Origin of the sequence: Oceaniferula flava, assembly GCF_016811075.1 — a bacterium.
GTDB lineage: Bacteria > Verrucomicrobiota > Verrucomicrobiia > Verrucomicrobiales > Akkermansiaceae > Oceaniferula > Oceaniferula flava.
Genome location: NZ_JAFBGL010000005.1, coordinates 238,696 through 264,285 on the forward strand (window position 1 = coordinate 238,696; position 25,590 = coordinate 264,285).

The following is a 25,590-nucleotide window of genomic DNA, read 5'->3' on the forward strand; positions in this document are numbered from 1 at the left end:
ATCATGAAAAAAACGACCCGTTACCTCACCTCGCTTCTGACGCTTTTAGCGGCAGGAAGCCTAACCGCCAAGCAGCCGAATGTGGTCCTGATCTTCGCCGATGACTTGGGTTATGGCGACCTCGGTTGCTACGGTGCCACCAAGTTGAAGACGCCGCACATTGACAAACTGGCGGCTGAGGGAAAACGCTTCACCGATGCCCACTCGGCCTCCGCCGTCTGCACGCCGTCACGTTACGGACTTCTAACGGGTCAGTATCCATCACGCGCTCACGGAGGTAAGGGGATCTGGGGACCGGCACCCATCGAGTCGCCCTTGCTCATCGATACCGAGCAGCAAACCATCGCGGATGTGTTTAAACAGAAAGGCTATGACACGGCGGCCTTTGGCAAGTGGCATCTGGGGTTTGGCAAAGGTAAAAACAATTGGCAAGTGCCGCTGCGTCCGGGGCCCCAGGACCTTGGATTTGATTACTACTTCGGCATGCCGGTGGTGAACAGCGCACCTCCGTATGTGTTTGTGGAGAACGATCAAGTGGTCGGCGGAGACCCTAACGACCCTCTGGTCTATGTCGGTCGGAAAGCCAAGAACGTCACTCCCATCACCCCGATCCCCGAGGAGGCGGCACAACGCACGCCAAATATGTTCAGCGGCGCTGTCGAGGCCCACAAGCAGTTCAACGACTTCGAGGTCGGCACCAAACTCACCGAGAAAGCGACCGAGTGGATCAAGTCACGCGGCGAGAACCCCTTCTTCATGTACTTCGCCACCACCAATGTGCATCACCCCTTCACTCCGGCGAAACGATTCCAGAACAGCAGTGAGGCCGGCGTATACGGAGACTTCGTGCATGAGCTGGACTGGATTGTCAGCGAGATCATGAAAAGTCTCGAAGCTGCTGGTGTCGCCGAGAACACCCTAGTGATCTTCACCAGTGACAACGGCGGCATGTTCAACCTCGGTGGACGCGTTGCGGCGGACAAGGGGCATAAGATCAATGGCGATTTGTTAGGATCCAAGTTCGGCATCTGGGAAGGTGGACACCGTGTGCCATTCATTGCTTGGTGGCCCGGGAAAATCGAAGCCGGTAGCGTGTCGGGTCAGCTGATGAACAGCGTCGATCTGAAAGCCACCTTTGCCGCGCTCACCGGGCAAACCCTCAGCGCCGAAGAGCAAAACGACAGCATCAACATGCTGCCCGCCTTCGTAGGAGACCCGGAACAGACATTGCGTGGCGACATGATCGTCACTTGCCGCAAGCCCAGCCACACCGCCCTGCGCAAAGGCAAGTGGATGTATATTCCCGCCAAGGGTGATGGCGGCTTCACCGGCTCGAAACCCGGTCAGCATGCCTGGGGCGGCCCTGCGGTCACCAAGCTGGTGAATACCCCGAATAGCGACATCGAAAACGGAAGGTTTAAAAAAGGCACACCCGCCGCCCAGCTCTATGATCTCGAGGCCGACCCGAATCAGACCCAGAACATCATCCGCCAGCATCCGGAAGTGGTGCAGCAGATGAAGCAGCAGCTCGCCGAGTATCAATCAGGCTTGGTCCAGAAGAGACGCGGCAAGAAGAAGTAAGCGCAACTGGCTGGAATACTCTCCATCACCCTCGCCGAGATCTCCGGCGGGGGTCATTTTTTTTCATCCTGGCGAGGTCTATGTGTGCGACCTCTGGCAGGACGTGGTTACCGACGATTAGCGGTTAAAAACCCAGGCTTTCCGAGACTGACTCATGAGGTGGCACGAGCTGCTGCTTTTTCCGTCAGCGATGTGGAAATTTGCCATCAAGATGTGGATTATGCCATCTTGTTCAGATGCGGAGAAGTCGGTATCATGATTTGCATGAATGCCGTTGAGGGTGTTCGTCTCAACACCCCAATCAATCATCTCTATGAAACCTCTCATCTGCACCCTCCTCCCTCTCGCTATTGTCGGAGCAAGTTCCACCCATGCTGCGATCACTTTTTACAGTGATTTCACCGAAGACAGTATCGGAGATATCACAGGTTTGACTGTGGATACGCCGAGCACGACTGGAGCTAACAGCGGAACAATTACCCTGGATACCGCCAACGACCAACTTGACCTCACCGCCAATGGCGCCAATCTGTGGGACAACCGTGAAAATGCTCCCATCGCTTGGGTATCAGCCCCTTCGGTCGTGGCTGGCGAGACTTGGTATGTGGAGACTCAGATCAACATGAATAACCACACGGGTGGTGCTGCCGGCTACGACCAGGCGGGGATCACCTTTGGGAATGACACCGACGGATACAACCCAGGTGGCCCTAACGACACTTTTGCGTTGCTTCTCAATGATTGGAATAACTGGACGGTCCAGCATGCCGCTTTCTCGGTGGGTGGTGGCGTCAATGGCGCGATCGACACCTCCGATACCAATATCTTCCTGCGCGTCGAGATTACCGAAGGTGGAGCGACCGATACCTATAATTTCTTTTTCAAGGAGGATGGGGGTGATGAATGGACGCAGTTGACTGATCTGGCAGAAGACCGAGAAGGCAGTTTTGCCAATTCTCGGGTCGGTTTGGTGCTAAAGTCACACAACTCGAACCCCAACGGGAATGCGCAGTTTGACTATCTCGAAGTGGGGGTGGTTCCTGAACCGTCCACCACAGCACTTCTTGGCCTCGGTGGGCTTGCTTTGATCCTGCGTCGTCGCAAGTAATCCGACAGCCGGTTTTCCCCATGCCCGATCACGTAGGTGGTCGGGGATTTTTTATAGGGATGCCTTCCTAGCGCCCGACTCGGGACTTGAGGGCATCGCGCTCAATGAAGCAAGATGTCCCAAGGATGTTTGCGAGACTTACTTTTTCTTCTTCACCTTGTTAGGGCGCGGGTCTTTGTTCGGCACTTGCAGTTCCTTGCGGCGTTTGGCGAGTTCTTGTTCGAGCTCTTTGCGCACTGGAGCATACTCCGGATCGTTGTAGACGCTGTTCATTTCCTTGGGATCCTTTTTGAGATCATACATTTCCCAGTAGTCCTTGGGTTTGTAGCTGTGGAAGAGTTTGTAGCGATCGGTGATGATGCCGTAGTGGCGGGGGACTTTGTGCAGCGACGGCTGGTCGTAGTAATGGAAATAGAAGCTTTTGCGCCAGTGCTCGGGCGTGCTGCCATCGAACAAAGGGAGCAGGCTGCGCCCCTGCATACGACTTACGTGGGGCAGGCTGGCCGCGGAGAGAATAGTCTGCGCGAAGTCCAAGTTGGAGACCAGTGCCTTGCTCACCGTGCCGGGTTTTATTTTCGCCGGCCAGCGCATGAGGAAGGGGGTGCGTGCCGATTCTTCGTAGATCCAGCGTTTGTCAAACCAGCCGTGTTCGCCGAGGAAGAAACCTTGATCGGAGGCGTAGATGACGATGGTGTTCTCTTCGAGTCCGGCCTCTTTCAGGTAGTCTAGCAGTCTTCCTACTCCGTCGTCCACAGAGGAGACGCAAGCGAGGTAGTCGTGCATATAACGTTGGTATTTCCAGCGGACCAAGTCCTTGCCGCTGAGATTTGCTTTGGCGAAGGCTTCGTTGCGCGGTTGGTAATAGGCATCCCATGCCGCGCGTTGTTTTTGGTTGAGTCGCGCCGGAGTGGTTAGTTTGACGTCGTTGCGGTGCATGGTTTCCTCGATGGTCATGTTCTGCTCGGCCGCGCCGGGCCCACGGTTGGCGTAATCGTCAAAGAGGTTCGAGGGTTCCGGGTATTCTTTGCCCTTGTCAAAATTCAGCTTGCTGGTGTTCGGTTGCCAATTGCGGTGAGGTGCCTTTTGGTGGCACATCAGCAGGAAGGGTTTGGAGGGATCCCGCTGCTTCAGCCAGGCCAGCGAGCGATCGGTGATGATATCGGTGACGTATCCCTCGAGTCGGGTTTCCTGACCGTTGAGGATCATGGTGGGATTGTAGTAGTCGCCTTGACCGGGGAGGATTTCCCAGGTGTCAAAGCCGGTGGGTTCACTGCCCAGATGCCACTTGCCGATGATCGCAGTCTCATAGCCGGACTGGTGCAGCATCTTGGGGAAAGTGGGTTGGCTACCATCGAAGGTGCAGCGGGTGTTGCTCCAGAAGCCATTGATGTGACTGTGGGTGCCGGTGAGGACGGTGGCACGGCTGGGTCCGCAAAGTGGGTTGGCGACCAAGCAGCGATCAAAGCGGATACCCTCTTCGCCGATGCGGTCGATGTTCGGTGTTTCAATCAGGCCTTTGTTATAGGCACTGACGGCCTGCCAGGCGTGGTCGTCAGAGAAGATAAACAGAATGTTGGGTCGTGCCGCCGAGTGGGCAGGCAAGATGCCCAGCACCAGGGCGCAGAGAGTGAGGCGGAGTTTTTTCATCGGTTGGGGGTAGGGGGAGGAGGTTATTTCACTTGGTATTTCATGAGCTTCTGACGCATGGATTTCATTACCGCGGAGTATTCAGGGTTCTCGGCGAGGTTTTTCCATTCGTTCGGGTCGTTTTTATGATCGTAAAGTTCGGTGGAGCCATCGCTGTATTCAATGTATCGGTAACGTTCGTCGCGGACGCCGACGCTGCCGTCTTTCCGATAGGTGAGTGCCGGGTGACCCCATTCGGCCTCTCGATTGATTAGCAGGGGTTTTAGGCTCCGACCTACGACCTTGTCGTTGGCGGGTAGACCGCAGAGGTCGACTAGGGTCGGGTAGATATCGAGCAGGCTGACCACGCGGTCGGTGCGGCCTCGGTATTTCTCGCCCTGCATGCTTTTGGGGAGGCTGATGATCAGGGGCGCGGAGGCGGAGCGCTCCCAGAGGGTGTGTTTCTGGAAAGTGTTCTTCTCGCCCATGTGATAGCCGTGGTCGGACCAGAGAATCACGATGGTGTTGTCGGCGTAGGGGCTGGCTTCCAAGGCGTCTAACACCTCGCCGACTTTCGAGTCCGCGAAGGTGATGCTGGCGTAATAGCTTTGGATGATCTTGCGCCACTGGTTTTCCTCCTTCGCCCACTCGGTGCGCGGGTAGCCATCGTTGATGGTGGCGCGGCCGGCGGCTGGCACGTCATCGAGGTCGTCTTTGCGGTAGGCGGGCAGGGAGATCTTCTCCGGGTAATACATGTCGAAATACTTTTGGGGCACGTGCCATGGGGTGTGCGGGCGCAGGAAGCCGACCATGAGCATGAACGGCTTGCTGTGTTTCTTGCTCAAGCGTTCCACGGCCCAGGCGGCGGCTTTGCTATCGCTCATGTCGCTTTCCTTGCCATTGTAGGCGGCCCAATCGGTGAGGGTCTTTTTGCTGTTCCAATTCGATTCGATGTCCTTGCCGTTCTCGTCCTTGTTATGGTCCCAGCTGCCGCGGCCGCCAGACATGTTGAGGCCTTGGAGCGGCAGGTGACGGTGGAGGATTTTTCCCACGGCCATAGTTTTGTAGCCGCCGTGTTCTTTAAGATAATCGTGCAGCATGGCGGAACCCATCGACTCCACCTTCTCCTTCACGTAGTTGTCTTTGACTTGGAGCTTGGGCGACTCCAGTTGGTGGAAATACAAACTCGTCATCACACTGGCACGCGATGGTCCGCAGACCGGGTATTGGCAGTAGGCCCGGGAAAACCAGGTGCCGCGCTTGGCCAGGCGATCCATGTTAGGTGTCAGCACCTCGCTGTGCCCGCGGTAGCCAGCCCAGTCGTTGAGGTCGTCCACCGCAATGAACAGGACGTTTGGTTTCTTGGTTTCGGACTGGAGGGGGCCGGCGAGGCAGGCCAGTGCTGCGAGGGCGATGATGGCAGGGCGTTTCATGGGTGGATATTGAGGGGGTGGTTTTGGTAATGAGCGTTGGTTATTTTTTATGCGCGTAGATTTCGAAGAATTTATCCTCGGCCTCTAACGAGCCAATCATGATCAGAGGCAGGCCCGCGCTGAGCACTGTGTCTGGATCAGGGTTGACTCTGCGCTTGCCGTCCAGCTCGCAGGCGATGATCGAGCAGCCGGTGCGCGAGCGCACTTGAGATTCGGCCAAGGTCACACCGTCCAGACATTGGGGTGTCTTGGTGGTAAAGATGCTAACACCCTCGGCGAGAAGCAGATTTTCACTTCCTCGCAGGTGATTCAAGATGGTATTTGCACTCATCGTGGCATACGAGAGAACCACATCTGCTCCGGCGCGATGCAAGCGCGGCACGTTCTCTTCCTGAGTGCAGCGACTGATGATCTGTAGGTTCTTACGCAGACGACGGTAGAAAATGGTAAGAAACAGATTGGTGTCGTCGTCATGGGTGGTGATGATCACTGAGGATGCTTCGTGTAGACCTGCTAGGACTAACAGATCGAACTCCGAGCCGTCACCGATCACTGTGCGGTCAGGGAACTGCACGCGGTCGGCGATTTTTTCGATCATCTTCCACTCTACTTCCTGTTCATTCAGGGCACGGGCGGTGGCGCGGCCTACTCGGCCTCCGCCGATGATGACCACGTTGCTTTTCTTACTGCTCTGTTGGCCAATGTGGTGGTTGTATTGTTCGATCTGCTCGCGAGTGCCTCCGAGGATGAAAATAGACGATTCACGGATCGGTGTGTCCGGGGCCACCGGCTCTAGCTTGCCATGGTCCCAAAGCCCCACCAGAGTCACACCGGTGAGTGGTTTGAGTTCGCTTTCGGCAATGGTTTTGCCCACCAGGTCGGTGCCGGAGGCGGCGGACTCGGCGATCACCAGCTCGTCCATCATCCCGATCACGTGAGCTTTGGAATCGCCCCCGATCACTCGGCGTGACAGAGCCTGGCCCATCATTTTTTCAAGATTCAAGATGTGTGTGACGCCAGATAGCTCAAGGGCATCTCGGGCGGCATTCGAGCGAGCCGATGCGATGACGGGCACGTTTTCCGAAATCTCACGGACGGAGAAGGTGACGTTGGTGTTGATGATGTCCGAGCGCGTGGTGACCACCATGGCCGCTTGATCGACCCGTAGTTTCCGGTAGGTATCAGGATCGCTGTAATCTCCGAGCACTACCGGCACATTTTTGGCATGTAAATCCAGAGCCTCGGCCAAGGTGGGGACTAGAATGGCGTAGGGGTGTTGTTGTTTTTTCAACATCTTCACCAGCAGTTTGGTGATTGGGCCATGCAGGGTGAGGATCACATGCCGTTTCATGGAAGCAGGTAACTCGCGGGGCGCATGGGTCGCCTCCTGAGCCTTCATCCATGGGGCGTAAAAGAACTCGATGAAGGTGAAGGGGAGCAGCACCAGTAGGTAGACCACACCGGTGACCAGCACCACGATAGAAAACCCGCGACCAAGGTCGGACTGGAATGTGATATCTCCAAAGCCGAGTGTCGACATCACGGTGAGTGTCCAATAAAAACCGGTGACCCAGCTGTGGTGCTGGCCTTCCAGTTCCATGATCTCGTGGAAGAGCACGCTGAAAATGGTCACGATGACCAAGAGGACAAACAGCAATCGGAACAGAGCCATTAAGTTCCTGCGGCTGGTTTGGTTTTCTAAAAAGGCCGTAAGAACGGTGGTGAGGGCTTTCATAGGGAAAGCTTAGTCTAAGGTCCATCGTGCATGATGCCAAATGAATACGTCTTTCGTTGCGTTGGCAAACATGTGGCGAACTGCACTTCGTTGATCAACGGCACATTGCACGGATGCCACGGGAGGAATTGCATTTTGCACGGTTTTTTGCGCTATGGAAGGTGTTCGATGATGCTGGAATGATTAAGTTGTTAGTCTGCAACTTCAGTTAAATGAAGGGGTAAGGGTGTAACTTATGATGCAAAGCACCGCCATGGCACGCAGTCTGCAACTGATAGATTGTTATGAAAAATACACTCACATTACTGCCCGCCATCATCGCCTCCGGTGCTTTTCTCTGCAGCTGCAAGGTTGAAAAGACAGAGGAAGGTAAACTGCCCGACGTCGAGGTGGATGTGGATACTGAAAAAGGTAACCTTCCTAAATACGACGTGGATGCTCCTGAAGTCGATGTGAACAAGAAGAAAGTCGAAGTCACCGTCCCGGACGTGGATGTGACCATGCCCGACGAGAAGCCGGACGAAAATGAATAACCAGGAGCCAGCAAGAATATGCAGATTATCAAAATCATTCTCGCCATCTTCCTGCCGCCCGTAGCGGCATTCCTCCAAGTGGGACTGGGGCCACATTTCTGGCTCAATATCCTTCTAACCATGCTCGGTGGTGTTCCTGGTATGATCCACGCCCTGTGGTTGATTCTGAAAAACAAAACCGCCTAACACCCAGCTCAGAGCATTGCAAACAGCACTCTAACCCCATGGGGAAGGTTGACTGAGATCAGTCGCCTTCCCCATTTTTCATGATGCAACTCTCAGACCGATACGAAAAGCTGAAGAATGGACTCAAGGGCATGCTTGAGTTCAGAAAGCGGCATCGTGTAAAACTCAAACGCTACTTACTGATCACCATGCACATCCTCGGTGTGGTGAGCTCGTTTGATGCGGTGATGAACACCCGCACCTCCCAAGGCGCCATTGCCTGGGTGGTTTCATTGAACACCCTACCGGTGGTGGCCGTGCCTGCTTATTGGGTGTTCGGATCCAATGATTTTGATAATTACATCGAGGAACGTCGCAGTCATCGTGAGAAATTGAGGCCTCTGGCGCAGCGATTGATGCGTGAAGAAGGCGTCTCGGCCGTGGAGTTGCAGGACCAGAGCCCGCTGGCGAACTCACTGCGGAGCTTGTCGCTTTTACCCATCACTCATTCTAACAAGGTCGAGCTGCTGGTGGATGGCCGCAATACTTACGATAGTATTTTCGAATCGATCCTCGAAGCAGAGAGCTATGCGCTGGTGCAATTTTACATCATTCGTGATGACGATACCGGTCAGCGTTTCAGGGATCTCCTGATTGAAAAAGCCCGCCAAGGCGTCGCCGTCTATCTGCTTTATGATGATTACGGCTGCATCGATATCGGCGAAGATTATCTCGCCCCCCTCCGGTCGGCCGGCGTTCGGGTGTCGTCCTTTCTTGATCTGGTCGGCCCGGCAAATGGCCTGCAGCTGAACTTCCGCAATCATCGGAAAATTGTCATTGTCGATGGCGCCGTGGGATTTGTGGGAGGTTTGAATGTTGGCGATGAATATCTCGGATTACACCCAGAGCTGACGCCTTGGCGTGATAGTCATGTCAAAGTGAGTGGCCCGGTGGTCACCTACCTTCAGATTCCTTTCGTCGAAGACTGGCACTGGGCGACGGGGGAATGGCTGGAAACCTTGGACTGGAATCCGGTCGACAAGGCCATCGTCAATGAGACATCCCCGAAGATTGATCCCCAGGGAGTAAGTGCCATCTGCGTGCCCTCGGGGCCATCGGATGATGTGCAAACTTGCAATCTGTTCTATCAAGCGGCCATCAATGCCGCCGAGAAGCGGATTTGGTTATCGACGCCCTACTTTGTGCCTGATGAATCCTTCATTCACGCCCTGCAGTTGGCTGCGCTCCGCGGAGTCGAGGTGAAGCTGATCATTCCGGAGAACAGCGACAGCACCCTGGTCAATTTATCCATGCAGTCATACTTCGCCGAGCTGCATCAACTTGGCATTGAAATCTACCGCTATCAGGAGGGCTTCTTGCACCAGAAGGTGATGCTGGTGGACGATCACTTCTGCGCCTACGGCAGTGCCAATCTGGACAACCGATCGTTCCGACTGAACTTCGAAGTCATGGTCGGATTTTTCTCCAAAGACTTCGCCCGCAAGACCGAAGCCATGCTCACCGAAGACATGGCGAACAGCCAGCTCGCTCCCGAGGGACAACTGCTAGATAGAAACCTTTTTTACCGATTCTCCGTGCGTGTCTCGAGACTGCTCGCGCCTATCCAATAATGCTGACCCACAACCCTACAAAACTATGACACTAGAAATGAAAAAACTCGCTACTTACAAAGATGTCGCTCGGCTCGTTTTAAAATACGGTCGTAGTGACGAACTCGATCACCAACATTTTGCCTCCGAGTTCCAGCTGGACGAGCAGGTGGAGCCGAGTGAGGATGCCGTCGAGTTTGCCAAGGACCTCGAGTCGCTCGGGCCCACCTTCATCAAGCTTGGACAGATTCTCTCCAACCGTGGGGACCTGCTGCCGCCAAGCTGGTTGTCGGCCTTGGAGAAATTGCAGGACGATGTCGAGCCGTTTGCCTTCGAGACGGTAAAGGAGACTATCGAGACAGAAGTCGGCGTTCGCATCTCCAAGTTGTTCGATGAATTTGATGAAACGCCGGTGGCCACCGCCTCGCTCGGTCAGGTACACCTCGCCACGCTCCGGAGCTCGGACACCCGCGTGGCCGTGAAGGTGCAGCGACCGAACATTCGGGAGCAAATCATGCGCGAAACCGAGGTCATCGCCAGCATCGCCGAGTTTCTGGAAAAACACACTGAGGTCGGCAAGCAAACCGAACCGACCCGGATGGTGGAGCAATTCCGTAAATCGATTCTCGCCGAGCTGAATTATCAGCAGGAAGCGGCGAATCTCGAGCGACTGCGCAACAATCTGAAGAAATTCGAGCAGCTGACGGTGCCGAAACCTCATCCGGATTTTTGCACCGGCAAGGTGTTGGTGATGGACTACATCGATGGCACCAAGATCACGGACATACCAAAAATTGCCCTTATCGACCTGGATGGAAAAGCTCTAGCAGAGGAGTTGTTTTCCGCATATCTTCAGCAAATTTTGTTAGATGGCTTCTTCCACGCCGACCCGCACCCGGGGAACCTTCTGCTGACCAAGGAGGGCAAGATCGCGCTCATCGATCTCGGCATGACTGGTGCGGTTCCAGATAGGATCAAAGATCAGCTGCTACAGCTCTTGGCCGCTATTTCCGAAGGCCGAAGCTCGGATGCCGCCAGCATCACGATGAAAATTGGCACCCCGCGTGAGCACTTTGATCTGCAAGGCTGCCGCGAGGCGATCACTGAGATCGTGGAAAACTACCAGGGGCTGGACGTGGGTGATATCTACGTCGGCCAGCTGGTCATGGAGATCACCCAAGCCTGTGGCAAAAACGGTCTGCGTATTCCCGACGTGATGTTCATGTTAGGGAAAATGTTGCTCAACTTGGATGGCGTGGGGAATATTCTGGATCGGCATTTTACACCCAACGATACCATCCGTGACTACACCACCACCATTGCCCGCAAGCGCATGCGTGAAGAACTGACGGCGGGTAGCTTGGTGCCTTTCATAATCGAAATCAAGGAGCTGGTGAGTAAGACGCCGGAACGACTTAACACTCTGATCGAGCGCATTTCCACTAATCAGATGGAGCTTAAGATCGATGCCATTGATGAGCCCTTACTGCTCAAAGGCCTCTATCAGGTGGCCAACCGGATCACCACCGGGTTGATCATCGCCGCCATGATTATAGGTGCTGCAATGTTGATGAATATCGAGACCAGTTTCACCCTGTTAGGTTATCCGGGGCTAGCGATCCTACTCTTCCTCACAGCGGCGATTGGAGGCACGGTTCTGGTGGTGAATATTTTTCTAACTGAACGAAAATAGAAGTAGTTCCGCTAGGGCGCAAAAAAGGCGGGCCAAGCAGCCCGCCTTGATTGGAAATGTGCTAGTGGGGACTTAGAAGTTCCACATTTTACCCTGCTCGGAGTCTTCGAACACCTTGTTGCTCAGCATGTAAGATGACGGTGGGTTCGGCAGAGGGGAGTCGTCGAGTCGTGGCAGCTTGGCTCCCACGGTGCTATCCCAGGGCTGGGTGGTCGCGACGTTGACGCGGGTGCCGACCTTGACCAGATCGAAAGCTTTGCGTGCGGTGTTCAATGGCATACGCACACAGCCAGCGGTGCAGGGGTAAGGCTTCACGAAGCCCCAGTGCATGCCGTAGGCCGGGCTGTAGAAGGACATCCAATAGGTCATCGGGTAGCCACGTCCAGGCTGTCCCTGACGTCGGCGATATTTGGTTTTTGCTGTGATCCGGTGAGTGCCCTTGGGGGTAGGAGTCGCGGACTTGCCCACAGCCACTGGGCTGGCCAGAAGGACCTTGTCGCCCTCGACGATGTATAGCTTCTGCGCCGAGGTGCTGATCGCCACTTTCACAGCGGAGCGATTGGTCGGCTGGGTGACGGGAGGATCGAAGGTGAAAGCACTGCCGGGAGATCCGCTGGTGGGTGTGTTGCAGGAGCTGAAAAGAGAAGCTCCGATGGCGAGCGCGGCGGATGCGAGGATGTTGGATAGATATTTCATGAGATGGACGATGTGGGTCAGACATGAGTTTCCATAATTTTCCGATCAACGCAACCGTTGTCTGCTGACGGAAGAGCCCCTCGCCAGCTGGCATGACCTGATCAGCGGATTTGGGGATTTACTCGGTGATACGACCGATGCTAAGTCTAAGAAATGCTCTTTTTGGGCCATGACTTAACTTACCAACTCCTATCATGATCAAAACGCTCTCACTTCTTTTCGTCGCCACCGGCCTGCTCCGTGCGGCAGCTCCCAATGTGGTCATGGTGATCACCGATGATCAAGGCTACGGCGATCTCGGATACACCGGAAACCCCGTGGTCAAAACGCCTAACATCGATAAGCTGGCGAAGGAGTCCACCGGGCTGAGCGACTACCATGTGGGCCCCACCTGTTCACCAACGCGTTGTTCCCTGCTGACCGGCCATTGGACCAATCGCACCGGGGTCTGGCATACCATTATGGGGCGGTCGATGCTGCGTGAGAACGAAGTCACTCTCGGCCAGATGTTCAAGGACAACGGCTACCAGACTGGCATGTTTGGCAAATGGCACTTGGGCGATAACTACCCATACCGCCCGGAAGACCGCGGCTTCACCGAGGTGTTTCGTCACGGTGGCGGCGGCGTGGGGCAGACTCCTGATGTCTGGAACAATGCCTACTTCGACGGCTCGTATTTCCACAATGGCGAGATTGTCCCCGCCAAGGGCTTCTGCACCGATGTGTTTTTCGCGCGGGCGAACTCCTTTATTCGTCAGTGCGCGGAGGAAAAGAAACCATTCTTCGCATATATCTCCACTAACGCACCGCATGGGCCGCTGCACTGTCCGCAGGAATACTTGGACATGTATTCCGACCAGAAAGACGGTATCGCCGCCTTCTACGGCATGATCACCAACGTCGATGACAACGTGGCCAAGACACGCGAGCTGCTGAAGTCATTGGGGATTGAAAAGAACACCATCTTTATTTTCACCACCGATAACGGCACGGCCTACGGGGCCAAGGTTTTCAATGCCGGGATGAAAGGCAAAAAAGGAAGCCCCTACGATGGCGGCCACCGGGTGCCATTTTTCATCCACTGGCCAGCGGGGGGGCTCGACCAAGAGCGCGAGGTGGATACCCTCACGCACATGGTGGACATCGTTCCCACCTTGCTGGAAATGACCGATTCGAAAAAGCCGGAAAAGGTGAAGTTCGACGGGCTTTCCATCGTCAAGCTGCTCGACCCCAAGAGCAAAGACTTCGCCTGGCCGGCCCGCTATGTCATCAGCGATTCACAGCGGGTGCGCGACCCGATCAAATGGCGTGGTTCCTCGGTGATGTCGGAAAAATACCGCCTCATCAATGGCAAGGAACTCTACGATATCGATGCCGATCCGGGACAGAAAAAGAACATCGCCAAGGATCACCCCGAGGTGGTCAAGGACATGCGCGATTTCTACGATGCGTGGTGGGCCGAGCTAAAACCGACCTTTTCCCAAACCACCGAGATCTACCTCGGTCATCCGGATCACCCGAAGGTGACACTCACCGCACACGATTGGATTCAAAAAGTCTACCCTCCTTGGCATCAGGGATCAGTCCGATCTAACAAGTGGCAGAAGCCGCCGAAGGAAGGCAAACTGAAGCACGTGGGACACTGGGCCGTCAAGGTGGTGGAAGATGGCAAATACCGCATTTCCCTGCGCCGTTGGCCCGCTGAGTCGGGCGCCGCAATCAATGCCGCCCTGCCTGCTGGCAAGGCCGTTCCGGGTGCTTCCCGTGCCTTCCGCGAAGAGCAAGGAAAAGCGATCGGAGCCACGGCTGCCACGCTGCGCATCGACGGTAAGGATCTGGAAACCAAGGCGGTAGAAGGTGATGTCGAGGAAGTCAGCTTCGAGACTGAGCTCAAAGCCGGCTCTTACAAACTGGCTCCCTATTTCACCATCGATGCCGGCGAACTCGGTGCTTACTACACGGTAGTGACCCGCCTGGAATAGCGCTCGGCGATCCCTCCGGCCAAGCAGTGATCACTACTGCCTTCAATGCTAACTTGCCGCCTTGATATCGAGCTGCTCGCAGAATGCCATGCACTCGTCCAAGGGGGCTAGACCGCCAGACGGAGTGAGGTCTCTGCGACAGGTGGTGGATACCGCTAGACCTTGTTGCAGTGAGGTTTCCACCGCTTTGTCGAGATACAGTCCTTCGAGGAAGCCGGCGACAAAAGCGTGATCGACCCCGGCCGATCCCACGCGTTGAGACCAGGGGAGGAAGTATCCAGTTTGATGGTAGAAATTCCCCTCGGTGTCCAAGTAGACCGCCGCAGTGCCGCACTGCAGGATAACAGCTTTGTGCAGGCCCGTTTTCAGCAATTGCTCACAGGCGTCCTTGGCGAGGTCGGCGTCGAATTGGTTTTCCGAATACAGTTCCTGATTCAAAATACTCTCAGCCACCCGGTCGTTGATGATCAGGTAGTCCGCTTGGGACAGCGCTTCGGTGAAGTCGTCGAGTTTCGCTTGTTGATCGACGGGAGCGATTTCCACCACGGTGGTGATCCCTTGTTTTTTAGCATCGCGCAGCAGCTGGGCGGCACCGGAGCGACCGTATTCAGGGTTGTGATTATCCATTTTCCCAAGTGCGCCAAGGGAGCCGAGTAGGAGAATCTTCGGCTTCACGGCACGCAGTTTTACATCGGCGCGGGAGAAGGTCTCTCCAATGCCGCAGAAGTGAAAGCAGGTGTGCTTGCCGGTTTTTTCCACGGTGTAAACATCGGTGTAACCGGTGCTTTCACCTTCCACGGGCTGCAGCTGGGAGGTGTCGATTTTATGCTCGGTGCAGCAGTCGACAATGAACTTGCCGTCCAGATCCTTGCCCACCTTCGCCGCGGCGAATAACGGGAAGGGCACCCGCAGCTTGGCCAGGTTGATCAGGGTGTTGAGCGGAGCACCGCCATTGCTGACCATCTCGCGACTGACGCGGGTGGCGGAGCGTTCATCAGGATAGTGGTCGACGACTTTTTGGTAATCGACAACAAAGGTTCCAACCGCAAGCAGCGGTGGGTAGGCGGGATCAGACTTCTTCATCTTCGGTAGCGGTAAGGATAGACAGGAGCAGCACCCAGATGGTGACTGCGAGAATGGCGAGTGGCAGCTGAAGTTCAGCCGGGAAGCAGTAGATGATGGAGACCATGGGAATCCAGAATGCCCAGTTGGTGATCAGCACAGGGAGAATCTGAGTTCCCCAAAATTGTCTGAACGGTGACATCTGAACCTTCACTTGATCGAAGGAGAAACCTTTGTTTTTCCAGAGGTAGAGAATTGTTTGGTATGGGTTGGCGAAGAACACGGTCCAGACAAACTGATCGACCAGCACCTTGGGGACCAGCACCTGCCAGGAGCTACCGGTGCCAAAGAGATTGCCTTGCAGGGTGTAAAAGAAGCTTTGGATCACTCCGAGCACTCCGAACATCATGAGATTGAACAGGGCGTTGCCGCTGTTGGCCTTGGTCCATCGTTTTTCCTTGGACATCAGGACCTTGACCACCTCGGCTAGAAGTCCCACGGCGAGTCCCATGCCGAGGAAGGGAAAGAGCAGACCCATGCGTGTCTGCAGGGCATCGAGTGCGGTGAAGAAACTTTGAGTGGCTGGAACCGCGTAATAGAGCACAGCGATCAATGCCATCACGCCCCAGACAAAGCAGGCGGGTTTCAGGCTCTGGCGGGCGGCGCTGAGCCCGGCGCGAGCACTGTTGGCCACCATGTCGTCCCAGTAAGGTGCGTCGGCTGGGATGTCCGGCATCGAGTTCCAGTCGAGAACCTCCGTTGGCAAAATATTGCGCGCACGGTAGAATCGCCTCACCGAAGAAGGCGGGCTACTGGATGCCGTGGCCGCGGCAAAATTATCATTGAGTATAAACATGGTGCTGTGTGTGTATGGGTGGAAATGGCAGAAATCGGTCTTCGCGAACAAATAGGTGAAAGGCCCGATTTTTCTCCAACGACCAAGCAGATGCCATGCCAACGGGTCTCCCGTGAATGTGTCAAATAGGTCAAAGATCAACTGCCTTGGAAAACGCCTTGCGAGGCATAGAAACGATGTATTTCCCTCATGGGAAAACCGCAAAATCGACCTGCTGGAGGGATGAATGGCGTTAAAAAGAACCCTGTCTCATCGGGATCATGAGTGCCTCTGAGGTGAATATCACAGCCTATGATTTTTACCTCTGAGGATGAATCTTATTCCTCTGAGGCATGATGTTTCCGAGGCCTCAGATTGTGGGGGCTATGTTCCTCTCAATATCAGGTGGATGTTAGTGTGTTGACACTAAGTCGCACTTCCATTTTCGCTGACTTCGAGGTCGGATGCTTTCCAGGCTTTCCAACTGCCTGGCACATTGTGCACGTTTTCAAAGCCAAGTTTCAGGAGAAGACTGGCGGCGATGCTGGCACGGTAGCCGCTGGCACAGTAGGTGAAAGTCGGTTTGCTGCGATCGAGCTGATCCGCTTTCTCCTCGATCTCGGGAAGGAAAAGGTGCACGGCCTCAGGGATGTGACCAGCTTCCCACTCGGATGGGGTTCGCACATCGACGATTTGAATTTCATCGGGCAGCTTTTCGATCAGGCTTTGCAGCTCGTGCACGCTGGTCGAGCCGCGCTGTTGGATTTTTTTACCCGCTTGAATCCAGGCGCTTATGCCACCTGCCAGATAGCCGGCAAATTCTTTGTAGCCGGTCCGGAGGAAGCGCTTCACCAGGGTCTCCACCTCGCCGTCTGATTCCGGCACGAGTAGGATGGGGGTGTCGGGGTCGAGCAACCAGCCAGCCCAGACAGACATCATCGGTGAGGATCCGATGTTGAGAGATCCTTCGATAGAGCCGTCGCCGAAGGCCAGCATGTCGCGGGTGTCGATCAGCTGAACCTTGCCGTCCTTGACCTTTTCGAACTCTGCTGGGGTCAGGGCTTTGACTTTGGGCAGGGCTCCGAGCACTTCAGGCCCTTCGGCATTGATCCTTTTCATCCGCGGGTAGTAAGTCGGCGTGGGTGGCGTGCCGCTGAGGACGAAGTCTTTGAATTCTTCGAAATCGTCGTATTGCAGAAACGGATTGGTCTCTTTTTCATATCCCACGGTGCTGCGTATGCGATCGCCGATGTCGGCACCGCAGGGCGAGCCGTGACCGTGAGCGGGGTAGACAATGGTTCCGTCCGGAAGCTTCTTGTAGTAATCGGTGAGTGTGTGGAAAAGGTCCTGGGTCAGCTCGTCGGTTTCATCTTCACCAAGCAGGTCGGGCCGACCCGCGGAGCCGACAAATAACGAGTCGCCCGAAAGCACACCCCAAGGGAGGTCAGGATGATCGCTACTCGCCATCTCATAGCTGACGTGTTCCGGTGTGTGGCCGGGGGTGTGTCGGACGGTGACCTGGGTATCGCCGAAGGAGAAGGTGTCGCCGTCGCGGATCGGTTCGTGGTCGAAGCCGTATTCGGCATCTTTTTCGACGCTCAGGTAGATTTTCGCCGTGCCGGTGCGCACCGCCAGTTCACGGGCGCCACTCACCAGGTCGGCATGGATGTGGGTTTCAAAAATGTGGGTGATCACCAGGTTTTTCTCACGCACGAGTGCGATGTATTTTTCCACATCGGGAGTGGGATCAATCACGGCGGCGATGCCTTTGCCATCATCTCCCAAGAGGTAAGAAAGTTCTGCGATGCCTTCGGTGCGGATGGTTTCGAATAGGGTAGCCATGGTTTTTTTTAGTGGGATTGTGGTCGCTGCTGTTGCGAACGGTGCTTGAAAGCCATAGTGCAGTGGCTGTGCCAGTCCTCGATCCCTATAATATAAGGTTTCCAGCGCGATGAGGTCGTTGCAAGCGTTGCAAAATGCGAGTTTCCCCCGTGGACCCACTGCAATTTGCAACCATTGAGTGCTTCCGTTTGTACAGCAAAAACGCCCCTGCCTGGCATCTAGCAGACAGAGGCGAGGAAGGAGTTTTCTATCCCTTAAAATTTCGAATTCCAGCTCAAGCCAAAGAAGGGAGCGGCGTCCTGATCGCTGTCGTAAATGGTATGGCCGTTGTCATTTTCAACCTCCAGCGAACTGCCGAATTTCATCCCGGCGTAGAGTGACAGCTGGGAGCTATCGCTGAACTGATAGGTCGCTCCAAGATAGACTGGGATCCCGGTTTCTTCGCCCACACCATCGGGGGCGTATCCTCGATCGTTCAGGCGGAAACGGAGTTTTTCATAGCGGGTGCCCAGGCTGAGCTGCCACTTTTCTGCTGCTTGCCAGTTGAGAACCAAACCCGGCCCTTGGCTGGCGCCGAGACCTCGACCGGTTTTCAGCTCGAGCGTGTCCGAGATTTGCCACTTGATGAGTAAGATGGGGAAAACATTGAGGTCGTCCTCGAGCTCGGAGCTGATGCCCAGGCCGGGGCCGATGTAAAGGCGGTCGCTGACGCGGTAGCTGGCTCCAGCGAGTAGGCCGCCGGTCACGGAATCAGAAACCTCCGCACCATGTTCGTAGCTGGCACGCACGCTGGGCAGGGCAAAGAGACTCCAGTCACGGTCTAACGCCCAGCGGATGGGGACGCCGAGGGTGAAGGAGTCCACCTCGTCCCAAAGCGCTGGGATGCCGTCAAATTGATAGTCGTGATGGCCGTAGTCGAGTGATAGCCCGATCGATCTGGCGGGGCCCATGTTCCGCTGGACGCCGAGGGCGAAATTCGTGCGGTCGACTGAAAATGAGCCACCCTCGTCGAGGTCGCTGTCTTGCTGATGGAGATAACCGGCATCGAGGGTGAAGGTCCATGGGGAGGCCGTTGCCGCAGGTTGCGCGGAGGTCATGCTTTCACCAGCGAAGGTGGCCGCTGGAGTGAGGGCGAGGAGCAGTCTGGTCAGTTTCATGATGTGCCGCACAGTATGGCAGCTATTGGGGAATCGGCAATCGAGGATCTCTGCGATTTTAAGTCTAGGCGTGGGACGTTTCTGGCTGGGGGGATGGTATGGCGAGTGGACGGCGCGCGAGGAATACGTAGCAGCAAAGAGCAAGCAACGCTGCCACAACCATCAGCAGCGCCATGGGCAGGGCATTACTTTCACCGAGCACTCCCACCAGTGGCGATGCCAGAGCACCGAGTGCAAATTGGATGGCACCTAACACCGCGGATGCCGTGCCCGCCGATTCAGGCACCTGGTGGATGGCTAGGGCGCTGGCATTGCCCATCAGCGGGCCCACGGCGGCGACTGCGAGGAAGATGCAAGGCAGGATCAAGAAGGCTGAGGCGTTTAGCAAGATACAGGCGAGAGCTGCGCCCGAGGCAACGAGGAGTAAGATCAGACAGCAGAGGATGATCCGGGTGGGAGCCACTCTGGAAACGATCTTGGCCGAGACCGCCCCGAAGACAATCAGGCCCAGGGCATTGACACCAAAGGCGATGGAATACTGGGTTGGCGAAAGCCCAAGCACCTTCTGAAACACAAAGGGGGAGGCCGCGATGTAGCCAAAGAGGGCCATGAAAGAGAAACCCGTCACTAGGGTGTAGCCGACATAGAGACGATGCCGGAAGAGCTGCAAGATCGTTCGGAGCAAACGGCCACCACCGGCATGGCTGCGTCTGGCCTGTGGCAGGCTTTCCCCGACGTTGCGAAGCACACCGATGAAGGCAAGCAGGGACAGCAGGGCAATGACCACAAATACCGCACGCCAACCGGCCAGTGAGACAATCAGGGTGCCTGTGATCGGAGCAAGAATTGGGGCGACACCTCCGATCATCATCATAATCTGGGTTTGCCGCGCTGTGGTGGCTGCATCAGGTGAGCGGTCGGCGATGATCGCACGGGCCAAGACGATACCTGCCGCGCCACCAAACCCTTGTAACACGCGCAAGATAATCAAGGCCCCGACCGAGCTGACAAGTGCGCAGAGCACTCCGGAACCGATGGCCAAGGCAGTTCCTAACAAAAGTGGTCGACGTCGTCCGTAATGATCCGAAAGTGGTCCGATAATCAACTGCCCAAGAGCGAGGCCGATCAAAAAACTGGTAAGTGTCAGTTGAATCCCTGACGCCCCCGCGCCAAGATCCTCCGACATGTTCGGAAAGCCCGGAAGATACATGTCCGTGGCGATGGGCGCGACCGCCGAGAGCAAGGCCAGCACGCAGAGCGCGGAGATGGTTAACGGCTTGGATTCAGTGGTGGTGTCGGAGCATCGCATGGAGAGAAGAAGGAAGTCGGAGGGGGCGAGCCGACGGTTCGGGGGCTTGAACGTCACCCCTTTTTAATCCCTCACCCAGAGTCCTGCAACTGGATAAATTTCAGCATGAATCCATCTTCTTTAGGTGATGAGGTGGAATCATGTAATCCTTGATTTCACTAGGTTTGAGGGCCTTATGAAAGAGGTTTGAGTCGGGCTCAAACGATCGTTCTCCTTTTTATGATCAAACCTTTTTACGGATCTCTATTCGGGTCTAACTAGTTTGGATATGACACGACGTGAACTGATCCGAACAGGCGCCCTCTTGGGCATTGGAACCGCAGCTAGCCAGATGGCCACAGCGAAGGAACTGGAAATCCGCACCACCAATGAGGCATTGATGAAAACCCAAGGTCCGGTCGATGCGAGCGAAGACCTGCCCACCAACAAACCGGGTGAAGGTAAGCATTATCGCCCGAAATATCGCATGGGGCTGGGAGGCCTTGCCGCGGGCAATGGCTTCAACACCATCTCCACCGACGAGGAAATACTGGAGATGCTGCACGAGGCGTGGGACCTGGGAGTGAGACATTTCGATACCTCTCCATTCTACGGCCTCAGCCTGAGTGAGCGCCGTTTCGGAGATCTGCTGCGCAATAAGAAACGTGAAGACTACGTGCTCTCGTCGAAGGTGGGGCGACTTCTAACACCGTCCGCGGAACCTCTGCCCAAACGTTGGCACTGGGCGAATCACTCTCCCTTCCATTACCGCTACGATTACACCGCCGCAGGCACGCGCCGCTCCATCGAAGACAGCCTGCACCGCATGGGGGTCTCGTCCCTCGATATCGTCTACATCCACGATCTTTCCCCGCAAAACAGCGACATGGGCAAGGAGTGGACCAAGTATTACGATGAGGCGGTCAAGGGTGCCATCCCAGAACTCACCAAGATGCGTGAGGAAGGAATCATCAAGGGCTGGGGCTTCGGCGTCAACACGCCGGACGTGGTGTATAAGTCGCTGGATATTTGCGATCCTGATATCTGCCTGTTAGCCTTGCAGTATTCCATCATGGACCATAAGCAGGCACTGGAGAAAACCTTCCCCATTCTCGACAAGCGCGATATCTCCGTGGTGGTCGGCGCTCCCTTGAACGGCGGCTTTGTCGCGGGGAGAAATCGTTATAACTACTCCGCCAGCATCCCACCGGCGATGAAGGAAAAATTCACCGCCATCAGCGCGGTGGCGAAAAAGCATGGCGTCGATACCAAAACCGCGGCGCTCCAGTTCGCCGAAGCGCCATCGACGGTTTCTGCCATCATCCCTGGGGCTCGCACCAAGGAGCAAATTCAGCAAAACATCGCCTCCATGAAGGTGCAGATTCCCGCCGCGTTCTGGTCAGAGCTGAAGGCGAAAAAGCTGATCGAGCAAAACGCAGCAACCCCCGCGTAGTGCCCGCGCCGGAGAGCTGATCGGTTCTCTAACCATCCTGACCACTCAGCCCGCTTTCCTCATGGAAGGCGGGCTGAGCTGTGCATGGATGAATCGTCCAGCTTGGCCAGAAAGGCTTCGGCCTGCTGGTAGTATCCCTGTTTTTTGTCGCCACTCATTTTTTCGGCCATCCGCACCATCATCGCCCAGCGCGGGTTCTTGCGGAGTTGATCGGCGTGGGTGAGAATCCACGACCAGTAAAGGCTGTCCCACACGCCCGACCATGCCTCTTTTTTGTAGTGGCTCATTTTCAGCACGTAGTTCGAGCCACTGAAATATGGCTTGGTGGTGATGTTGCCGCCATCAGCATTCTGGCTCATGGCGTAGACATTGGTGACCATCACCCAGTCGTAGCTATCGATGAACATTTCCATGAACCACTGGTAGATGGCGTCAGGGTCGATTTCGCAGAGAAACATGAAACCGCCCAGCACCATGAGGCGCTCGATGTGGTGGCAGTAACCAGTGCGTAGCACGCGGCGGATGGTGTCGTCGATCGGATGGATGCCGGTCTCCCCGGTGTAGAACGAGGCGGGCATCGGCCGGGTGTGTTTCCACGCATTGGTGCTGCGCATCGTCACACCCAAATCATCATAGGTGGCGCGCATAAACTCCCGCCAGCCGATGACCTGCCGGATGAACCCCTCGACGCTGGCAATAGGGGTGTCGTGCTCCTCCGCGAATGCAAGGGCCCGTTCCACCACGTAAGCCGGCGTGATCAGCCCGATGTTCAAGGCTGGTGTGAGGAGGCTGTGATAGAGCGTATTTTCCCCTTCCTCGATGGCATCTTCGTAGGGGCCGAACTTGGAAAATCGATGGGTGAGAAAGTCCTCGAACCATTGCTTGGCCTCGGCGCTGTTGATGGGGTAGGAAGATGGACCGCACTCGCCGGGTCGATCGCCGAAGTGCTGCTCGACGTATTCCAGAGCTTCCTCTCGGTACTCATCTGGAGGAAAAATCGGCAGCTCCGGGAGCTCTGGCAGCAATGATTTGGGCAGCTTCTTGCGGTTGTCCTCATCGAAACTCCACTGGCCACCAACGGGTTCGCCGTTTTCCACGAGTATGTTCAGGCGGGTGCGCTGCCAGCGGTAAAAGTCCGCCATGAACCAGCGCTTTTTGCCGGCCCGATATTCGTCGTTTTGCTCCGCGCTGTTGATGAACAGCGGCGTCGGGAGGAACTTCAGCTCCAGCCCGGCACGATCGGTTTCACGTCGCAGCCGTTTTTCCAGTATGAAATCGACAACTTCCGCTGCGACGATGGTGGTCACTCCGTCTGCCAGCATCTGCTGCACGACCTCTTTGAGCACGGAGCCACCACCAACATAATCAAAATACTGCGCGTCGCAGCGTTCGGTCACCTTATCGAACCACTGGCGCATGGAGGCGCGGTGCAGGCCTATTTTCTGCCGATGAAAGGCCATCGGATACTGCTCGTCGCCAAAGAACAGTGGGTCTTCGCTGAGATAGACTTTCTGTGGATCCTGTTGAAAACCGGGGTGATTTTCGAAAAGTTGGTTGGGGAAAACGAGCAGCGCGACCGACATGATAGGCTAGCTTAGCCTCTGTCGGTCAAGATGCATGGGGAAATGCTGTCACGTGCCTCAAAAGGTTGAGTTGTCCGACGGGGTCACTTTTTCTTTTCGGCAGCGGGCACGAACTTTTTCGCGGCATAGTGATTGAAGTCTTTCATCAAGGCATCGTGGCTGTGGTGCTCGAACTCGTAATTCCACGGCTCGATATAGCGCAGTCCGAGTTCTTTGGCCTGTGTGAAAACTGCCTGATATCCCTCGGCGGGAAAACGGTGCGCTTGGTTGGAGCGACCGATGACCTGGCCGTAGATATCGCCGGGGAACTTTTTCACTTCGGAAATGAGATCCGCTTGGTAGTTGGTTTTCCCCGACAGCCACCAGATCGCGATGCCAGCTTGCTGCTTCAGTTTGGGATCGGTAAGGATGCCTTGCATGATCAGCTTGGCCGCCGCGGTGCTGCCCAGCAGTTCGTGCACTTCGTAGGCGACGGCTTTGTTAGGAAATGCGTTCGCTGTGCTACTGATGGCTGCCAGGGCGGCGGTCGACCACTGCTGTGCAAACTTCTGACTTTCGGTCGCCTTCAGCCCCGCTGCGCTAAGGAGGGTTTCGTTGGGAACTCCGTTGAAGTGGCCCTCGAGGCCGTTACTGGTCATCTGCGGCACGTAGACCATCATCAGGCGTGGGTCCTTGTTGTATTTTTTACCCACCGCCTGCATCAGCAGAGCGAGCCGTTTTTGCACCACGGGGTCCCAGTATTTGGGAAGCTCCACGGCGGTTCCTCGGAAGTGCATCACGAAGGTTTTAGCTCCCAGTTTACTGCTTAACCAAGGGGGAGACATGTGTGCTTTGAGCGCGCGCTGCATCGCCGGCTTGCGTGCGAACGCCGGTCTCTTCGTGGGAGCGGGAGCGTTCTTGGCGTGCGCCGTCCAGCCGCCGTAAATCGCGAGCGTCCACTTTTTCCCATCGGGCAACAGGCGGAGCCGGGATTCGATGTCGGAAAAATCATAGCTGCCCGGATTCGGCTCCAGATCCGCCCACATCACCCGCACCAATGCCCCTTGCATCTCCGGATGCTTTGCCGCACGCTCGGTGAGCATGCTGGAATAGGTGCCGGTGGGTTTGTCGATTTTTGCCGTCCGCGGACTTTCGGCGTGAACGGTGGATGTGCATAGCAAGATGCCAAGAAGAAGTGGTGATTGTTTCATGTGCTAGACCCTGATGGTTGGTTTGATGTGGGATGCTTTTCGGACAAAGGACCGGGAGGTAGCGACATGGGGGAACGGCGATTCTGGGAGTTATCCTAGAACACGCCAAGTCGATTAGCTCATTCTCTATGAAGTATTTCCGCCTAGGCCAAGTGAAATCTATCAGTATTCACCTCATTGAGCTCAAAGTTCTGCTAGGTGTTGGTGCAAAATGGCACAGCAAGTCCTGTGTCGGCCTATGCCCAGTCAAGGTCTGCCACCACGGGATGGTGGTCCGAGGCCACCGTGGAACCACGGGAAATACATAAGATCTGAGAATTCCGTAGCTTCAGCGAGGGGGAAAGAAGGATGAAATCAATCCTCCTTCGGCCCTTTTTACTCGGTCGCCAGCCATTATAAGTGCTGCTGGCGTTTGGCAGTTCAGAGCTCTTTGAAAAGCTATCTATCAATTGCCTTTTATCGCGGAGTAAGGTTTTTAGTGGGGTGCTTCCGGGCCGACAATTAAAGTCGCCCATCAGCACCACCGGATCACCGGGGGAAGGACGGTTTTGGATGGTTGCTAACAACAACTGAGCCGAAAGCCTTCTCGATTTCCATGAGAGGTGGTCGAGGTGGGTGTTGAAAACGTAAAGACCTCGACGGCTAGAGCGATCAATCAAGCGAAGCCAGGTGCACATGCGTGGAATGCGGTTTCCCCAGGTGGTGGATCCTGGGATGTCGGGTGTGGCTGATAACCAGAAGTGGCCGCTTTCAACTTTCTGCCATCGTTTGGTTTCATAGAAAATGGGCACATGTTCTCCGTCATGATCTCCAAGGCTTCTTCCTACTCCCACATAGCGATGATTGCGCATGACCTTTTTCAGATCGTCTAACTGATTTGGTAAAACCTCTTGGAAACCCGCAATGCTGGCTTGTTGGATCTGATCCGCCATGAGTTCCAATCGCTTCGGCCACTGTCGATGCTTTTTTCGACGATCGATGGCGCAGCGGATGTTGTAGGTCATTAAACGCATTGCTG

20 protein-coding genes are annotated in these 25,590 nt (G+C 55.6%); 8 read left to right on the forward strand and 12 right to left on the reverse strand.

The features are described from left to right. Window positions 1-3: 3 nt before the first annotated feature. Together JO972_RS09495 and JO972_RS09500 are read left to right on the forward strand one after the other, a co-directional pair. On the forward strand, window positions 4-1,581 hold the full coding sequence (locus tag JO972_RS09495; RefSeq protein WP_309489800.1) for a sulfatase family protein: 1,578 nt from the start codon (window positions 4-6) through the stop codon (window positions 1,579-1,581). Window positions 1,582-1,894: 313 nt separating this feature from the next. Further along, complete coding sequence (locus JO972_RS09500) at window positions 1,895-2,689, forward strand: PEP-CTERM sorting domain-containing protein (RefSeq protein ID WP_309489801.1); 795 nt, start codon at window positions 1,895-1,897, stop codon at window positions 2,687-2,689. A 138-nt stretch (window positions 2,690-2,827) separates the two neighbouring features. Here JO972_RS09500 and JO972_RS09505 read toward each other — a convergent pair whose 3' ends face one another. The 3 genes from JO972_RS09505 to JO972_RS09515 are packed head-to-tail and all read right to left on the reverse strand — an operon-like array spanning window position 2,828 to window position 7,483. Further along, a complete protein-coding gene (locus JO972_RS09505; protein ID WP_309489802.1) occupies window positions 2,828-4,336 on the reverse strand; it encodes a sulfatase family protein in 1,509 nt (502 codons plus the stop codon). Window positions 4,337-4,359: 23 nt separating this feature from the next. Continuing rightward, window positions 4,360-5,748, reverse strand: a complete 1,389-nt coding sequence (locus tag JO972_RS09510; protein WP_309489803.1) for a sulfatase — start codon at window positions 5,746-5,748, stop codon at window positions 4,360-4,362. Between the two features lie 40 nt (window positions 5,749-5,788). Continuing rightward, complete coding sequence (locus tag JO972_RS09515; protein WP_309489804.1) at window positions 5,789-7,483, reverse strand: potassium channel family protein; 1,695 nt, start codon at window positions 7,481-7,483, stop codon at window positions 5,789-5,791. 284 nt (window positions 7,484-7,767) lie between these two features. Here JO972_RS09515 and JO972_RS09520 point away from each other — a divergent pair, with 284 nt between their 5' ends. The 4 genes from JO972_RS09520 (at window position 7,768) to JO972_RS09535 (ending at window position 11,484) form a co-directional block, all read left to right on the forward strand. Then, window positions 7,768-8,016 (forward strand): hypothetical protein, encoded by a 249-nt coding sequence (locus JO972_RS09520; protein WP_309489805.1) that lies wholly within the window; start codon window positions 7,768-7,770, stop codon window positions 8,014-8,016. Between the two features lie 18 nt (window positions 8,017-8,034). Beyond that, window positions 8,035-8,202 (forward strand): YqaE/Pmp3 family membrane protein, encoded by a 168-nt coding sequence (locus JO972_RS09525; RefSeq protein WP_309489806.1) that lies wholly within the window; start codon window positions 8,035-8,037, stop codon window positions 8,200-8,202. A gap of 80 nt (window positions 8,203-8,282) precedes the next feature. Beyond that, complete coding sequence (cls, locus tag JO972_RS09530) at window positions 8,283-9,812, forward strand: cardiolipin synthase (protein ID WP_309489807.1); 1,530 nt, start codon at window positions 8,283-8,285, stop codon at window positions 9,810-9,812. A 25-nt stretch (window positions 9,813-9,837) separates the two neighbouring features. After that, window positions 9,838-11,484 carry an ABC1 kinase family protein gene (locus JO972_RS09535; RefSeq protein WP_309489808.1) on the forward strand — a complete coding sequence of 549 codons (1,647 nt, stop codon included), beginning with the start codon at window positions 9,838-9,840 and terminating at the stop codon, window positions 11,482-11,484. 72 nt (window positions 11,485-11,556) lie between these two features. On the opposite strand, the gene JO972_RS09540 is transcribed toward JO972_RS09535, so the two are convergent. Next, window positions 11,557-12,180, reverse strand: a complete 624-nt coding sequence (locus JO972_RS09540; RefSeq protein WP_309489809.1) for a L,D-transpeptidase — start codon at window positions 12,178-12,180, stop codon at window positions 11,557-11,559. Window positions 12,181-12,374: 194 nt separating this feature from the next. Between JO972_RS09540 and JO972_RS09545 the strand changes: the two genes are divergently transcribed. Next, window positions 12,375-14,162, forward strand: a complete 1,788-nt coding sequence (locus JO972_RS09545; RefSeq protein ID WP_309489810.1) for an arylsulfatase — start codon at window positions 12,375-12,377, stop codon at window positions 14,160-14,162. A gap of 48 nt (window positions 14,163-14,210) precedes the next feature. Here the strand turns inward: JO972_RS09545 and JO972_RS09550 are convergent, their stop codons facing one another. The 5 genes from JO972_RS09550 to JO972_RS09570 all read right to left on the reverse strand — a co-directional run bounded on the left by JO972_RS09550 (window position 14,211) and on the right by JO972_RS09570 (window position 20,367). Beyond that, window positions 14,211-15,245 carry a carbohydrate kinase family protein gene (locus tag JO972_RS09550; RefSeq protein ID WP_309489811.1) on the reverse strand — a complete coding sequence of 345 codons (1,035 nt, stop codon included), beginning with the start codon at window positions 15,243-15,245 and terminating at the stop codon, window positions 14,211-14,213. Then, complete coding sequence (locus JO972_RS09555; RefSeq protein WP_309489812.1) at window positions 15,232-16,080, reverse strand: hypothetical protein; 849 nt, start codon at window positions 16,078-16,080, stop codon at window positions 15,232-15,234. Before JO972_RS09555 ends, JO972_RS09550 begins: the two co-directional genes overlap by 14 nt. A 405-nt stretch (window positions 16,081-16,485) precedes the next feature. Continuing rightward, window positions 16,486-17,901, reverse strand: coding sequence for an MBL fold metallo-hydrolase (locus tag JO972_RS09560; protein ID WP_309489813.1), 1,416 nt, complete (start codon window positions 17,899-17,901; stop codon window positions 16,486-16,488). Between the two features lie 254 nt (window positions 17,902-18,155). Then, window positions 18,156-19,058: a TonB-dependent receptor gene (locus JO972_RS09565; RefSeq protein ID WP_309489814.1), complete on the reverse strand. Its 903-nt coding sequence runs from the start codon at window positions 19,056-19,058 to the stop codon at window positions 18,156-18,158. A 64-nt stretch (window positions 19,059-19,122) separates the two neighbouring features. Beyond that, window positions 19,123-20,367, reverse strand: coding sequence for a multidrug effflux MFS transporter (locus JO972_RS09570; protein ID WP_309489815.1), 1,245 nt, complete (start codon window positions 20,365-20,367; stop codon window positions 19,123-19,125). Between the two features lie 268 nt (window positions 20,368-20,635). Here JO972_RS09570 and JO972_RS09575 point away from each other — a divergent pair, with 268 nt between their 5' ends. Then, window positions 20,636-21,799 (forward strand): aldo/keto reductase, encoded by a 1,164-nt coding sequence (locus JO972_RS09575; RefSeq protein ID WP_309489816.1) that lies wholly within the window; start codon window positions 20,636-20,638, stop codon window positions 21,797-21,799. 59 nt (window positions 21,800-21,858) lie between these two features. On the opposite strand, the gene JO972_RS09580 is transcribed toward JO972_RS09575, so the two are convergent. The 3 genes from JO972_RS09580 to JO972_RS09590 form a co-directional block, all read right to left on the reverse strand. After that, entirely contained in the window at window positions 21,859-23,382 is a 1,524-nt protein-coding gene (locus JO972_RS09580; RefSeq protein ID WP_309489817.1) for a cryptochrome/photolyase family protein, read from the reverse strand. Window positions 23,383-23,465: 83 nt separating this feature from the next. Further along, on the reverse strand, window positions 23,466-24,572 hold the full coding sequence (locus JO972_RS09585; protein WP_309489818.1) for a hypothetical protein: 1,107 nt from the start codon (window positions 24,570-24,572) through the stop codon (window positions 23,466-23,468). A gap of 236 nt (window positions 24,573-24,808) precedes the next feature. Further along, window positions 24,809-25,585, reverse strand: a complete 777-nt coding sequence (locus tag JO972_RS09590; protein ID WP_309489819.1) for an endonuclease/exonuclease/phosphatase family protein — start codon at window positions 25,583-25,585, stop codon at window positions 24,809-24,811. Between the last annotated feature and the right edge of the window lie 5 nt (window positions 25,586-25,590).